Below are 15,141 nucleotides of genomic sequence, written 5' to 3' on the forward strand. Positions count from 1 at the left end.
AAATATATTGAAAATCTTTTCCACCCAAGTCCTTGTCACAAGCGAAAGTGTGAATCTTCGTATATAGGTTCATGTGTCATGTTCAAGTAGCATAGGATGTTGTGACGTTCCAGGGTTCCAAAAATTTTCAATATATTTTCCTTTGTAGGCAAGTTACTGTGTGAAGAAAGTTTTCCTTGGTAAATTTGTAAATAGTTAAAGGTTGTAATGAATTCATTACAACCTTTAACTATTTACAAACCATACTAGTGGATTGCAGAGAAAATAATCCTCCTAATAACTAGAATAAATAGGTAGAGTACGAAGGAGGGGGAGTGTTGGAAAAAAATAATAGTTTGAAAGTGCAAATATATAATATAGACGAAAATAATAGAACGGAAAAATTTATGGAGGATGTTATAGAAGAAATTTTAATGAGTTTAGATATTTCATTTTTCCATATGGAAGCATTAAAAGCCCATGCCATAATAATAAGAACTTATTTAGTAAGGAAAATGAGGATCTTTGGTGGTATGGGAGTAGAATATGAAAGATGTGATATAACTAATAGGGAAGGGGAATATGTTCTTAAATCTTTAGAAGAAATTAAATTTAAGTATAATGAAGAATATGATAATGTGAAGGAAACTATAAGTTATGCAGTTAAAAGTACGAAAAATAAGATTATAACCATGAATAATAACCCCATATATCCCAGGTTTCATGAAACTTGTGGTGGAGCTACTGAAAATTCCGAGATAGTTGGAAATCATAGGATCATGTATCTAAGGAAGGTTCTCTGTGAATATTGTACAGAGTCACCCTACTATGAAGAATGGAGAGAGATGTCTACTGGGGAGTTTTTAGAAAAACTCCAAATCTCAATAGATAAAAGTACTCCCACAAGTGGACCACATATGGAGGGTATAATATATGATGCTAAGAGGGATGAAACGGGTAGAATAAAGAGTATAAAAATTGGGGACAAAGAACTAAAGGGAATTGAAGTGGTGGAAAAGCTAGGAATAAATTCTACTAGATTTGGATGGCAACCCATAAAGTTTAAAATATATACAAGGGGCAAAGGCCACGGATTAGGACTTTGTCAGTACGGAGCCAATAAAATGGCTACTTTGGGGAAAAATTATGAAGAAATTATAAAATACTATTTCACAGGGATAAAGATTAAAGATATAGAAATACCTAATGAAGAAAAACCTCTTCATAATAGGGTCATAGTAATAGATCCAGGACATGGAGGGGAATCATCTGAGGATAATGTGGGCATATTAGGAACTAGAGAAAAGGATATAAATTTAAGTATAGGAATGAAGCTGAAAAAACAGTTGGAACAATTAGGTGCAAAGGTTATTATAACTAGGGAAAAGGATGAATACGTATCCCTTAGTAGGCGAGCTAATATTTCAAATGAAATTATGCCAGATTTTTTCTTAAGCATACACCAAAATTCTTTTAGGAATTCTAATGTATGTGGAAGTGAAATATATATATACAGGGGAGATGAAGAAAGTGCTACTTTAGCAGAACTCATACTAAAAAAGCTTTCAGCATCTAAAGAGGTAGTATCTAGGGGAGTAAAGATAGCAGACTTTTTCTTGTTAAGAGAAGTAAGGTCTAGTGCCCTTCAAATTGAAGTTGGTTTTATAACTAATGAAGAGGAAGAAAAAAGACTTTTAAATGAAGAATTTCAAAATACCATAGGAATGAATATTAGTAGAGCTATGGTAGAATACTATAATTATAATTAAAAAAATTCCCATTAAATAGGGGATTTTTTTTGAGATATGTGACACGTGAAAATGTTTTACTGTTAAAACTCTAAAGAGTATTGACATGTGCTTTGAGAAGTTGTATAATAATTAGTTTATGCTTGACAAAGGTGTTAGCATATGCTATAATTATTATGTAGATTGCGAAAGAAGGTGATTCGGTGGCTACTAAACGCACTTTAACGGAAATCAAGAAAAATGTGGAATTTCTGGTAGGTGAAAAGGTAAAGCTGCGAGCTAATAAGGGTAGAAAGAAAGTATCTGTAAAAGAAGGTATTATAGAGAAAGCTTACCCTAACATCTTTGTGGTATGTATAGATGGAGGATACAATACAGTAAGAAGAGTATCTTATAGCTATTCAGACATATTAACAGAAACGGTTGAAATAATCAGAAGTAGCAATGATAGCGATATGCAAGTAAGCTAATATAATAGATAGTGAAGGTATTTATACGAACACATTTATCTATAAGGTCATCCTTCTGAGTTATGGTAATGATCTATTTTATAGTCTTTGTGATTAGGGTTGTAAAATAATCAATTTACTATGGGGAGGATTTTTTATTTGATAGTGAACTGAATAGATAGGATGGAATTTTGAAGTGAAAATTTAATTTTTCACTTCTTTTTTTTTACCCAAATGCATACATATATATAGATAAATAAGCCTACTTATAGAAAATATACTTATAAAGAATCGGAATAATTAAGTATAACTTATACATATTTTCCAGATTAGTAAATATGATTATAATAAGTAGTACATAGTAAAGGGGGATAAGGAACATGGCCATGGAATTTATAACAGATTTACTCAAAATAGATCAGATATTAGGGGAGGGGGATACACAGGTTCTAGTGGAAGGCGATATCTTAGTTCCTGATGTAAAACCAGATATATCTAATATATTATGTGCAGATGGAGATGTTATTGTCACTAAAAGGGAATCAGTACAGGATAAGATAATTGTAGATGGAGTGGTTAATTTTAAAATACTTTATAAATCTGATGGAGGAGATTATTCTGTATATAGTATGAATGCCAGTGCAGGATTTAGTCAAAACATAGATATACCAGGAACAGCAGTAGGTATGAATGAAGAAGTATCATGTCATATAGAACATATAGATTTTGATATAATAAATGAAAGAAAGTTATCAGTAAAAGCAGTGGTAAATATTGACGGAAAAACTTTAAGTAGCAATAGAATAGAAGTTATAAAGGATATAAGTGGACTTAGCGATTTGCAAACTCTTAAAAAGACAATTTCCTATACTAATATGGTAGGAAGTAATAAATCAGATACTATGATTAGAGAAAAATTTGAATTAGATGGGGATATGGCAGAAATAGGAGAGATTCTTAAGTGTGATGCCTATGCAGTGGAAAAGGAAAGACAGGTAACAGATGGAAAGGTCATTGTAAGTGGTACAGTTAAGACTAATACCCTATATGTGGCTGATGATGAAAGCAATTCCCTTCATGTTTTAAAGCATGAAATACCATTTACCCACTTTGTAGAAGTGTCTGGTGCTTTAAAAGGAATGGAGCCTAAGCTCACATTAAAAATAGATGAAGTATATACTGATGTGGGAGAAAATTTAGAAGGAGAGAGAAAGCTATATGAAATGGAAGCAGTTGTAAAAGTAGATGCTTCCGTAATTGATAAGGAAGAAAAGGAAGTAATAACAGATGTGTATTCTCCTACTAAAAATCTAAAACTAGAAAAGGAAAAGGTAGATTTTTATAAGGTAATTGGTGAAAATAATGCAAGTATGATGGTAAAAGAAACCCTTAGTATAGACCCACAGGATCCAGATATTTTCAAAGTACTTAATGTATATGGAAAGCCAGTGATTACAGATCTTAATGTGGTAGATGACAAAGTTATAATAGAAGGAATTGCCCAAATGGATATAGTTTATATGTGTCAAAATCAGAAGGCCCATTCCTTTAAACAAGAAATACCATTTAGACACTTTGTAGATGTGCCTAAGGCAAAAGAAGGCATGGATGCCACATGTTATCTAACCTTAACGGATGTTTCCTATTCCCTTGTGAACCCTCAGCAAATGGAAGTGAGAATGGGTATTATGGCCATGTGTGGTGTTAATCACAAATATTCCTTAGATGCTGTCATGAATATGGAAGAATTAGAAGAAAAGGATCATCTAAAGACAATGCCAAGCATAATAGTATATTATGTCCAGCCAGGAGATAGCCTATGGAAGATTGCCAAAAGATACAATACTACCATACCAGAATTAGTTAAATCAAATGAGATAGAAGACCCAAATATGATCATGCCTGGAGAAAGATTGATAATTCCTAAAATATATAAGTATGAATTTTAAACTGTGACTTTTTAGTCACAGTTTTTTCTTTTCAAAGAAGATTTTGGGAATAAATTTGTACAAGTTGCATAAAAATAGTTATATAAACAGGAAAAAATGGAAAACATTAATCTTAAGAAGAAAATATGGAATAAAAATAGGTCTAAAGTAATACATATTTATAGAGTGAAAAGTTATGGAGTATGAAAGTGGGTGAATAGTATTAGAAGGAAATACAAGAAATATAAATATATAGGCTTGTTATCTGTGGTTTTGATTTTCACCCTATCCATAATAGGAGTGGGATATGGCGTGTGGAATGATACAGTGGAGATTAGTACAAAGATTACTACAGGAGAGTTTGATATGAAGCTTATACAGGGGAATGGATTCATAGAAAGAGATGGGAAAAGAATAGAGTTTAATCCAGAAAAAATAAAACCTGGAGATTCTGTAATACTAGATTATACAGTGAGAAATGAAGGAACTATACCTTGTAAGTACAAAGTAATAGTGACAGAAAATAACAGTTTAGATATACATTGTGAGGAAGAAAAAATATTAGAACCAGGGAAAGAAGCCCGTGGAGAAATAAAAATAACAGGGTCTAGTGTAGGTCAATATGAGTACACTATGAAACTTCAGTGTACTCAAGTAAATTAAGTGAATCTTAGATAGCTTAAAAAGGGGGGAGAAAGAATTAAGTCTATCTTAAAAAAATAATATACATAATGTTTAGGAGGATGAAAAATGAAGAAAACTAAATTTTTAGCCATAATTATGACATTGGCATTAATGTTAACAGGAGTAGGTTATGCATATTGGAGTGACACTATTACAAGTGAGACTACAGTAAAGACAGGAAAATTTGAGGTTAACATATTAAAGGACAGTGCTGTAGCTAGAGTAATAGATGATCAAGTTGTAACAATGGCAGAACCGAAAATTAAAGGTAAGACTGTAGCCTTTGAGATTAATAATATGTATCCGGGAGCATTCTTTAATACAGGATTTAAAATCGTAAATGATGGAGATATACCTGCTAAAATTAAAAATATTGATGTAGAAGTAACTGGAGATAAACTAAGTCCGTATCTAAATGTAGATAGTGGATTATGGAGTAAAGATGAAAAAGGTAATCCAAAGTTCATAAGATTATTCACTGGTACTTTAGCAGATTTTGAAAGTGGCTTAGCTTTGAATGAAGAGGCCAAAAACTTAGTATTAAAGCCAGGGGAATTTGTAGAAATAGCATCTATGGACAATCAAGATGAATTACAAAAAGGATTATATGTGACTATGGATAAAAAAGCTCCAGATAACGAAACAGAAAGAAAAAAAGCAAAAATTAAAATGACTTTCAATTTTACTCAATTTAATGATGATGGTTCATTAGATAAATAATAATTTTCATTAATTAAATATGGCAGGGCCTATGCCCTGCCATATTCATAATATACAGGAGGTAGGTCATGAAAAAAATAATAGTACTAATAAGCTGTATAATGATTAGCCTTTTAATAATGAGTAGTGGATTCGGTTCTTGGCAAGAGGAATTAGACATGGAAGGAACTATAAAGGTTAAAAAACCTGATCCTCCTAAAACACAAATGGAAACTCCTGCTTCACAGGAGACTACAACAAACTAGGGGGATATATGGGAATAAAGTACGTAAGCAAAAAAGAAGAAAAAGAAAGTATATTGTTATTGCTCTTTCTAATCAGTATATATGTCCTAGAAAATACAGAGACCTGTACTTTTATGAAAAAAAATATATATATATAAAATAAAACCTATTCTCTTTGTTACAATAGTTATCCTAAGCATAATCTATGGTGTAAAGGTACGAATAAGTAGAAAGAGAAGACATGAAAAATTAGTTAGATTTATAGGTTTCATAAATGGAATAATGTATATATTATTTTTTATTGTAGCAGGCTTTTTTAGTGGATTTGGTCAAAGTCCTTATGATACAAGCTTATATGGCATATATACTAATATCATTCATATAATAGGTATAGGTATTGGATTAGAATTCATAAGAAGTTTCCTAGTTAATAATACCTTTAACAAAAGTCCTGTAGTTGCCATAGTTAGTATAAGCTTGCTTTATACTTTAATAGGAACTTCAATAGGTGAAATAATAAGTATGAAAAGTGGACTTGATATAGTGAATCATTTAGGAGAAGAATTTTTGCCAGAACTGGGAAAAAACTTAGTAGCTTCCTATTTAGTTTATTTAGGAGGGTTTCTACCAGCTCTTTTATATATGACAACCATAAGTATGTTTTACAATATATGCCCTGTATTACCCGATTTATCATGGATAATAAAGACTTTTTTAGGTACTATAGTTCCCTTTATGAACTTGTCTTTAATAAATTATATATACGAAGATGAAGTGAGGGAAATTAAGGTAAACAAAGATGAGGAAGAAGGTATATTTGGTTGGATAATAACTAGTATAGGATCTATATTAATAATATGGTTTGCAGCAGGATTATTTACCATATATCCATCTGTAATAGCCACTGGGAGTATGGAACCTCTCATATATCCTGGAGATATGATAATCCTTGAAAAAATAGGGGAAGAAGAATCTTTGGTCAATGGAGATATTATCCAATTCAAAAGGGATGATATTTTAATAACCCATAGGATAATAGATATTATAGAAATAGAAGAATCAAAGGAAATAGAGTATGTGACAAAGGGAGATAATAATTCAGCTAAAGATTTTGAAACGGTGAAAAAATGTCAGATAAAGGGGAAACTTTTAAGAACCATACCAAAGGTAGGTTTATTTACCCTTTTATTAAAGGCTGATAAGGATGTGGATTTAAAATCAATAGAATTTTAACTGAGGGGATAAGATATGAAAATACAGATAAAAAAAAGAGTCAAGTATATAATACTGGGACTTTCCATAATTGTTTTTTTAGGAAGTATATTTATGTCAGTAAGAACTTATACGAGCAAAAACTATAAAGAAGAAAAAATAAGTGAGTATGAATATAAACAGAAGTATAATGTGGATTATAGGGCTTATTTAACTCCAAATAAATTATACGATGAAAATTCCTTGGGAAAGGGAAATATTTATTTAACTAATTATACTGATTATATAAATACTTTTTTAACTTATGAATTTAAGGGGGAAAGGAATGCCCATGTAAAGGGAGACTATGAAGTAATAGGTACTATAGAAGCTCAAGTGGAAGAAAATGATGTTAAAAAGACCATATGGAGTAAAAAATATGTATTTAAGGAAAAAGAAACTATAGATATAAAAGATGATAAATTAAAGATAGAAAATCAATTACCTATAAAAATAAAAACATATAATGAATTTGTTGAAAAAATAATAAAGGATACAAAGGCATCAGCAGATGTGAATATGAAGATTTCTTGGAATATAAACTTAAATGTGGATACGGACAAGGGAAGCATAAAAGAAAAAGTATCACCTTTTATAACTATCCCTTTAGGAAAGAAATATTTTGAAATAAATGGGGACTTGGAGAATGAAAAAACAGGAGTTATAGAAAAAACTAATCAAATACAATTGCCTACTAATAAAATTAATATGATATTGTGGTTAATGGTGAGTGTAATGTCTATAGCTACTTTTATCTTTATAAAAAAATACGCGACTATTAAACCAGAATTAAATCATATACAAAAGAAAATAAAGAAAATACTTAGCAAGTATGAAAATAGAATAATTAAAGTAGATAATGATATAAATATTTCGTCTTATGAAACTATAGAACTTTTAAAGATAGAAGATTTAGTTAAAATATGTGATGAATTAGGAAAACCTATATTGTATAAAATAGAAGAAAAAATACACAGATTTCATGTGTTAGAAAGGGAAAAAAATTATATATTTTATATTAAGGAACCTATGGAAAATATAGAAACTATGAATGTATAGAGGTGACCATATGAAGATAAAGAAAATAATTTCACTAATTCTAATTTTGATTTTTTCACTTACCAATGTGGCGTATGCAACAGATGTGGGTATTAGTTGGAATGGTAATGCCTTTGGAGATGAACCCTGGTATCCAGGGAAAGATCATAAGGGTGAACTTACCATATATAATAATGAATTTAAAAGTATTAAGGTACATAATATAAGTGTTGCCATATTAGATATAAAAAAGAATAACAATATAGTTTCAAAAGAAAGTAGTTATTACATGGAACTAAAAAATGACTTTTCAAAGAATATGTATATAGCTATAAAGGATAGAAATAAAAACATATTTAGTAAAAATACCTTAAATTATTTAATGAAGAATCCTGTAAGACTAAATTATACTGTAAATAAGGGGAAACCATTAAAATTAGATTACGTTATATTTATGGATGAAAATGCACCAAACAGTCTCCAAGGATTAGATGTGGATATGGAGTTTAGATTTAATGTGGAGCAAGACGGAGGAAGTGATACGCCAAGTAATGGAGGTAGTAGTGAAACTATCACACCAATTTGTGACTGGTCCCATGATTGTATAAAAACCCTCCTTGCCAAGGGCATAATAAATGGTTACCCTAGCATTAAACTACATCCAGAGACTAGCATGACTAGGGCAGAGGTGGCGGTAGTACTGGCAAACTCATTAAAACTAAAGCCTGTAGATAGACTATTTTCAGGATATGTGGATGCCCTTCCTAAATGGGCTAGAGGTCATATAATTGCCGTATCCGATGCGGGAGTATTTAAGGGTTATCCAGGATTTTTATTTAAACCAAATAAAAACATAACCCGTGAGGAAATAGTCACCGTATTAATAAGAGCATTTAATATAAAAAGTGAAAAGAATATAATGCTTCAATTCACCGATACAGAAGATATATCCCATTGGGCCTATAAGTATGTGAAAATAGGAGTAGAAAAGGGCATATTAGTAGGATATCCAGACAAAAGCTTTAAACCACATGCATATGTGTCTAGGGCAGAGGCCTTTACTATAGTATGTAAGCTACTAGGTTATCATGATGAACATGTAAAAACAAAATAAATTTTTAAAAGTCTGCTGTTATGGCAGGCTTTTTTTGTGACAGAGATTTAAATCTTCATATTTTGCAATTTTTGTCCAACGAACTGTCACCAGTAACCTGTTCCCCTTTATTCATTATTACTGAATATGCCAATTATAAAATAAAATGGATACATTATACACAAAAAATGATAAAATATAGAGAAGAACATGTAAGGAGTGAATGACTTGGCTGAATTAAAAGTAGAAGGAAGGGCTAAAATAAATTTATCATTAGATGTGTTAAGAAGACGAGAAGATGGTTATCATGAAGTAAAGATGATTATGCAGCAGGTAGATCTTTATGACGAAATAAGATTAGAGACTATAGACTCGGGAATAGAGTTAGGTACAAATTGTGAGTTTATTCCCACGGATGAGAAAAATATAGCTCATAAGGCAGCGAAAATGATTATTGATAAATATAATGTGGACAAGGGTGTAAAAATATATATAGATAAAAATATTCCTGTAGGAGCAGGACTAGCAGGGGGAAGTACGGATGCTGCAGCTGTTTTAACGGGATTAAATAGATTGTGGAATTTAAATATTTCTAAAGAAGAACTAATGAAAATGGGAAAAGAAATTGGAGCAGATGTGCCCTTTTGCATAATGGGGGGAGCTGCCCTTGCAGAGGGGATAGGAGAAAAATTAACTCCAATAGAAGGGTTAGATTCTTGGATTATATTGTGTAAACCCGCTTTAAGTGTATCTACCCAAACCGTATATAAAAATTTAAAGGTAGATGAAATTCCAATTCATCCAAATACGGACCAAATATTATTAGGGCTAAAGGAAAATCAAGTAAGAACTGTTGCATCTAATTTATGTAACGTACTTGAGAATGTAACTATAAAAATGCACCCTGTAGTAGGGGATATAAAGAAAAAAATGTTAGAGTATGGAACTGTAGGTACATTAATGAGTGGAAGTGGACCTACTGTATTTGGAATTTTTAGAGATTATAATAAAGCTAAATCAGCCTATGATAATTTGAGGAAAATATATAAACAAGTATATATTGTAAAAACTTATAATACTAGGGAGGAAAAATATGGATGTTAATGGATTTCGAGGACTTCAACTAGAAAACTATAGACCCTTGAGAGATGTGGTATTTGATCATTTGAGAAATTCCATATTAAATGGGGAGTTAAAGCCAGGAGAAAGGCTTATGGAAGTTCAATTGGCTGGGCAACTAGGGGTAAGCAGAACACCTGTAAGGGAAGCCATAAGAAAGTTAGAATTAGAGGGTCTTGTGGTTATGATTGCCAGAAAGGGAGCTTATGTGGCAGATTTATCCGTAAAGGATATTTTAGATGTGATAGAAGTAAGAAGTGTATTAGAAGGATTAGCCGCATCCTTAGCAGCAGATAGAATGAGTGGAGAAGATGTGAGCGAATTAAAGGAAATATCTAATAAATTTAAGGCCTGTTTTGAGGAAGAAAATGCGGATGGAATGATTGAACAGGATAGGAAATTCCATGAGTGTATATTAAAATCTACTAGAAACTCTAAGTTAATTCAAATCAATCAGGGATTACAAGAGCAGATACATAGATTTAGAATAATATATTTTTCTGAATACAGTCAAGCTAAAGACTTATTAGAAGAGCACGAAGAAATATTAAATGCCATAATAAGAAGGGACCCAATTAAAGCTAAAGAAATTGCAGCAACCCATGTGGAGAATATAGGAAATAGCATAGTAGAAATAGAAAATATCAAAAAATCCTCATCAAATAGATTATAAGAACCGTGAATTCATGGTTCTTTTTTTTACGCTACAGGAAAATTATAAATTATCAAAACTATTTATAAGTAAAAAATAAGGGGTTGTAGGGGAAAAATTCACCTGCCTCTTTAAAGGAGGGTGCTCAGCAACGATAGTTGCGTCGAAGGGAACCATAGGGTTCCATAGCGAATCATACGAAGTATGAATTTTTTGTATATATTTTATATTATATGCAAATATTACATATATAATGGTCAATCCATAGGGAGGATATGTATGAGTTTTTTTGAGGATTTATTTAAGAAAAAAGAAGAACCTATAAAAAATAAGACTAGTTCTAATTATGAGAAAAATGTGGAAGAAGTAAAGAAAATACTAGGAGAAAGTAGTGATTTAAGTTCTAGGGAATTTGAAGTTGGTAATACGGGATTAAAGGGAACCGTAATGTTTATAGAGGGACTTGTAAACATAGACATTATAAATCAAGAGATTTTAAGAAATATTATGCTTTTTTCTAGAAGTGTTAATTCTAAAAAGGATCTTAAAAATGAAATAATAGAAGTCATAAAAAATAAGACTGTAACAACAGCTGTTATTGTAGAGGTTGAAGATATAGATAAAATAACTTCGGATCTTATGAATGGTATTGTGGCCATTTTCATAGAAGGACAAAGTAAAGTCCTAATGGTGGAGGCAAAGTCCTGGCCTGTAAGGGGCATTGGTGAGCCTTCTACTGAGACTATTATACGTGGTCCTTCTGATGGTTTTGTAGAAACCCTTAGATTTAACACGGCCCTCATAAGAAGAAGAATAAAAGATCCAACCTTGAGGATACAAGCTATGGTTCTAGGAAAAAGATCTAGAACTGATGTGGCCGTAATGTATATTGAAGAAACTGTAGATAAAAGAGTTTTAAAAGAGGTAAAGGAAAGATTAGATAAGATTAATATAGATGCCATACTAGAAAGTGGCTATGTGGAACAATTTATAGAAGATAGTTCCCTATCTCCCTTTCCACAAATTCAATCTACCCAAAGGCCTGATGTGGTAGCAGCTGCCCTATATGATGGGAGAGTAGCAATAGGTATTGATAATACTCCCTTTGTACTCATAGTGCCTGCCACCATAGTAACCTTTTTACAATCACCAGAAGATTACAATGATAGGTTCATATTAACATCATTTTTAAGAATCCTTAGATTTGCATCCTTTTTAGGGTCCATATTTTTACCTAGTATATATATTGCCATAACGGCCTATCACCCAGATATGTTACCGTCAGATTTAGCATTATATGTGGCTGGTAGTCGTATGAATGTGCCATTTCCACCATTCATAGAAATTTTCATAATGGAAATTGCCTTAGAACTTTTAAGGGAAGCAGGGGAAAGATTACCCTCATCTGTTGGAGGGATTATGGGTATCGTTGGAGGTTTAGTATTAGGCCAAGCTGCTGTAGAAGCTGGAATAGTAAGTCCCCTATTAGTTATTGTAGTGGCATTAACGGCTATAGCGTCTAGTGTTATGCCAAATTACAGTATAAGTGTTGGACTTAGAATATTTAGATTTTTAGTTATGATATTAGCATCCATGTTGGGACTATATGGAATTGTTTTAGGTGCAATTCTCATATTAACACATTTATGCACTTTAGATAGTTTTGGCATTGCGTATTTAACTCCATTTGTATCAACTCAAGGGAGAGGCAGAGATTTTAAAGACTCATTTGTAAGAATGCCATTACAATGGATGAAAAAAAGAAGTGCTTACTTAAAAAGAGAAGACAGTACTAAATTAAATATAGAAGATGGTGGAAAACATGAGGGTAAATAATGAAAAAATATCTAGTTTACAGTTTTTAATGATCCTTTGTGGGTCTGTAATTGGAGTGAGCATTTTAGATTTTCCTAGGATTGCCATAGAGAAAGTAGGGCCTGATTCTTGGATACTAATATTAATAGGAACTATAATAATGTATTTAGTGGGAATTTGTATATTTAAAGTTCTAGATAGATATAGGGGGTATACTTTTTTTCAAATCCTAGAAGCCATACTTAGTAAACCTGTTAGTGTAGTAATATGTATTTTATTTTCATTACATTTTATGTTTCTAACATCTATTCAAATAAGGATTTTTACAGAGGTCACAAGGGAATACCTTCTTTATAATACTCCATCTGAGGTTATTATAATAAGTATGCTCCTTTGTATTATATTCTTAATAAGAAATGGCATAGAAGTAATTGGCCGTATGGCTCAAATAACATTTCCTATAGTTAGTGTATTGATTTTGATTCTACTCATTCCTTTAATAAAGGAAATGGATATAACTAATCTGTTGCCTATACTTCATACTCCAATAGGAACTATATTAAAAGCTATTCCCAGCGTCATATTCGTATTTGCAGGAATAGAAGTGACCTTTTTATTAAGTTATTTTGTGGTAGATAAGGATAGGTTAAGAAAAAAATATAACATAAGCCTACTTATAATAGGTTGTATATATCTAATAATATTAGTATTTACCATATCTAGATTTGGAATAATGGAAGGGAAACGTATAATATGGCCAGTACTAGAGTTATTTAAAACTATTGATATTCCCGGGAGCTTCATAGAAAATGTGGAAATACTAATGATATCCCTTTGGATAGTAGCTGTATTTATCAGCGCTGCCGTATGGTATTATGGGGCTATGCGTTTAATACGTCTCATATGGCATGAAAGGGGTGCTAAATATTTGTTAGTTCCCATAGGAGGAATCATATACATAGTGGCTAATTATTTCAGAAATGTATCTGAAATAATGGATATATTAAATAGGTATCTTATGACTGTAGGTATATTTTTTATTATAGGGTTACCTGTCATTTTACTTATAGGAGATAGTATAAAGAAAAGGGGAGGTTCTTCTAATGATTAAAAGGGTCTCTGTTGTCATATTGATATGTATTCTAATGACTGGTTGTTGGGATAAGGTTGAAATAAATAAAAGGGCATTTGTATCCATGGTTGGAATAGATAAAGTACCTGTAGAAGATGATGCAGAAAAACCTGAGGAAGATGAAACAAAAAGTGAATATATAGTTACTATAGCCTATCCAAATGCAGGCCTCATAGCTGGAAAAGACGGAGAGGAAAGTAAGTATGTGTATACGTCTAAGGGAGTAAATGTGGCAGAAATAATAGATGAATTTAACACTAGACTAGAAAAAACTTTATTTCTTAGACATGCAAAAATCATAATTCTAGGAAAAGAGTTAATGAAAGATCCTAAGGCCTTTAGAGAAGTACTAGATTATATAGAAAGAAGTCCTAAGATAGGAAGGCAACTTCATATTATGATAGGAGATAAAAATCCTGATGAATTATTAAAAACTCCTGTAAAAGATGAGCCCATTGTGGGAGCTCTCATAAGAGAAGTGATGAACGAAAATAGAAGAACTGCTAAGGTGACCCATTCTAACCTAGAATATGTACTTAAGTCCTTACAAGAAAGTAATTGTGCCATAATTTCTAAGGTTACTCCCTTTGAGGATGAGTATAAAATATCTGGGTCTGGAATAATAAAGGACTACAAATTAATAGGTGAATTAAATGAAGCAGACAGTAGAAATTTAATGTACCTATTTAATAAGGTTCAAAATAGTATAGTAAAAGTAGAAATAGATAATCAAATAGTTCCCATAGAAATAATGAGATCCCATACAAAGTTAAAAGTAGAAGAAGAAAACAATAATTTGGTAGCTAAATTCACCATAAACTCAGAAGCTCGGATAGGAAGCCATTTATTTGACATTAGTGATCCTAATAGGGATGATCATTACATAAAAGAAGTGGAAAAACTAGGCGAGAAGAGGTTAGAGGAGGAAATAGGTAGAACTTACAATATGATTAAAAACGACTACAATGTGGATCTATTACAGATTAATGAGAAAATAAGAAAGTTTAATCCTAAGTTATGGGACAAAATAAGTAAGGATTGGGATAGTATATATGGAAATACGAAGGTAGTGATAAAAAGTAATTTGAAGGTGAGAACTATGGGGGTTATAAAATAGAGTGTACAGATTTATAGATTTCGTATTTATAAACCAGCTTTATGTGTGCCTATTTCAGGAAAATATATTGAAAATCTTTTCCACCCAAGTCCTTGTCACAAGCGAAAGTGTGAATCTTCGTATATAGGTTCATGTGTCATGTTGGAGTAGCATAGGATGTTGTGACGTTCCAGGGTTCCAAAGATTTTCAAT

Annotated in this window: 14 protein-coding genes; all 14 read left to right on the forward strand. The window is 31.6% G+C overall.

All coding sequences use genetic code 11. The features are described 5' to 3' along the window. Positions 1–317: 317 nt before the first annotated feature. Positions 318–1,748, forward strand: a complete 1,431-nt coding sequence (locus tag N4A57_RS03255) for an N-acetylmuramoyl-L-alanine amidase (protein WP_293656109.1) — start codon at positions 318–320, stop codon at positions 1,746–1,748. Between the two features lie 182 nt (positions 1,749–1,930). Beyond that, on the forward strand, positions 1,931–2,197 hold the full coding sequence (locus tag N4A57_RS03260; protein ID WP_095132916.1) for a Veg family protein: 267 nt from the start codon (positions 1,931–1,933) through the stop codon (positions 2,195–2,197). Between the two features lie 359 nt (positions 2,198–2,556). Beyond that, positions 2,557–4,125, forward strand: coding sequence for a DUF3794 and LysM peptidoglycan-binding domain-containing protein (locus tag N4A57_RS03265; RefSeq protein ID WP_293656115.1), 1,569 nt, complete (start codon positions 2,557–2,559; stop codon positions 4,123–4,125). A gap of 192 nt (positions 4,126–4,317) precedes the next feature. After that, the gene (locus N4A57_RS03270) at positions 4,318–4,767 is read left to right on the forward strand and encodes a TasA family protein (protein WP_293656117.1); all 450 of its coding nucleotides are present in this window, start codon (positions 4,318–4,320) and stop codon (positions 4,765–4,767) included. Positions 4,768–4,854: 87 nt separating this feature from the next. Continuing rightward, positions 4,855–5,508, forward strand: coding sequence for a hypothetical protein (locus N4A57_RS03275; protein WP_293656118.1), 654 nt, complete (start codon positions 4,855–4,857; stop codon positions 5,506–5,508). Positions 5,509–5,576: 68 nt separating this feature from the next. Next, positions 5,577–5,753: a hypothetical protein gene (locus N4A57_RS03280; protein ID WP_293656119.1), complete on the forward strand. Its 177-nt coding sequence runs from the start codon at positions 5,577–5,579 to the stop codon at positions 5,751–5,753. Between the two features lie 261 nt (positions 5,754–6,014). Next, on the forward strand, positions 6,015–6,965 hold the full coding sequence (locus N4A57_RS03285) for a signal peptidase I (protein ID WP_293656121.1): 951 nt from the start codon (positions 6,015–6,017) through the stop codon (positions 6,963–6,965). 15 nt (positions 6,966–6,980) lie between these two features. Beyond that, complete coding sequence (locus tag N4A57_RS03290) at positions 6,981–8,042, forward strand: DUF5305 family protein (RefSeq protein ID WP_293656122.1); 1,062 nt, start codon at positions 6,981–6,983, stop codon at positions 8,040–8,042. A 10-nt stretch (positions 8,043–8,052) separates the two neighbouring features. Beyond that, a complete protein-coding gene (locus N4A57_RS03295) occupies positions 8,053–9,135 on the forward strand; it encodes an S-layer homology domain-containing protein (RefSeq protein ID WP_293656123.1) in 1,083 nt (360 codons plus the stop codon). A gap of 207 nt (positions 9,136–9,342) precedes the next feature. Further along, positions 9,343–10,218 carry a 4-(cytidine 5'-diphospho)-2-C-methyl-D-erythritol kinase gene (gene ispE / locus N4A57_RS03300; RefSeq protein WP_293656124.1) on the forward strand — a complete coding sequence of 292 codons (876 nt, stop codon included), beginning with the start codon at positions 9,343–9,345 and terminating at the stop codon, positions 10,216–10,218. Then, positions 10,208–10,906 (forward strand): GntR family transcriptional regulator, encoded by a 699-nt coding sequence (locus N4A57_RS03305; protein ID WP_293656126.1) that lies wholly within the window; start codon positions 10,208–10,210, stop codon positions 10,904–10,906. The genes ispE and N4A57_RS03305 overlap by 11 nt, the downstream gene beginning before the upstream one ends. Positions 10,907–11,164: 258 nt before the next feature. Next, positions 11,165–12,721 (forward strand): spore germination protein, encoded by a 1,557-nt coding sequence (locus tag N4A57_RS03310; RefSeq protein ID WP_293656128.1) that lies wholly within the window; start codon positions 11,165–11,167, stop codon positions 12,719–12,721. Further along, positions 12,708–13,811 (forward strand): GerAB/ArcD/ProY family transporter, encoded by a 1,104-nt coding sequence (locus N4A57_RS03315; RefSeq protein ID WP_293656130.1) that lies wholly within the window; start codon positions 12,708–12,710, stop codon positions 13,809–13,811. Before N4A57_RS03310 ends, N4A57_RS03315 begins: the two co-directional genes overlap by 14 nt. After that, positions 13,804–14,949: a Ger(x)C family spore germination protein gene (locus N4A57_RS03320; protein ID WP_293656132.1), complete on the forward strand. Its 1,146-nt coding sequence runs from the start codon at positions 13,804–13,806 to the stop codon at positions 14,947–14,949. Before N4A57_RS03315 ends, N4A57_RS03320 begins: the two co-directional genes overlap by 8 nt. Positions 14,950–15,141: the final 192 nt, after the last annotated feature.

It is taken from the genome of Anaeromicrobium sp., assembly GCF_025210435.1.
Classification (GTDB): Bacteria; Bacillota; Clostridia; order Peptostreptococcales; family Thermotaleaceae; genus Anaeromicrobium.

Excerpts from the sequence above, each read along its gene's own strand:
- N4A57_RS03265 (WP_293656115.1), top strand. The coding sequence starts at position 2,557 with ATGGCCATGGAATTTATAACAGATTTACTCAAAATAGATCAGATATTA.
- N4A57_RS03275 (WP_293656118.1), top strand. The coding sequence starts at position 4,855 with ATGAAGAAAACTAAATTTTTAGCCATAATTATGACATTGGCATTAATG.
- N4A57_RS03280 (WP_293656119.1), top strand. The coding sequence starts at position 5,577 with ATGAAAAAAATAATAGTACTAATAAGCTGTATAATGATTAGCCTTTTA.
- N4A57_RS03285 (WP_293656121.1), top strand. The coding sequence starts at position 6,015 with ATGTATATATTATTTTTTATTGTAGCAGGCTTTTTTAGTGGATTTGGT.
- N4A57_RS03290 (WP_293656122.1), top strand. The coding sequence starts at position 6,981 with ATGAAAATACAGATAAAAAAAAGAGTCAAGTATATAATACTGGGACTT.
- N4A57_RS03295 (WP_293656123.1), top strand. The coding sequence starts at position 8,053 with ATGAAGATAAAGAAAATAATTTCACTAATTCTAATTTTGATTTTTTCA.
- N4A57_RS03305 (WP_293656126.1), top strand. The coding sequence starts at position 10,208 with ATGGATGTTAATGGATTTCGAGGACTTCAACTAGAAAACTATAGACCC.
- N4A57_RS03310 (WP_293656128.1), top strand. The coding sequence starts at position 11,165 with ATGAGTTTTTTTGAGGATTTATTTAAGAAAAAAGAAGAACCTATAAAA.
- N4A57_RS03315 (WP_293656130.1), top strand. The coding sequence starts at position 12,708 with ATGAGGGTAAATAATGAAAAAATATCTAGTTTACAGTTTTTAATGATC.
- N4A57_RS03320 (WP_293656132.1), top strand. The coding sequence starts at position 13,804 with ATGATTAAAAGGGTCTCTGTTGTCATATTGATATGTATTCTAATGACT.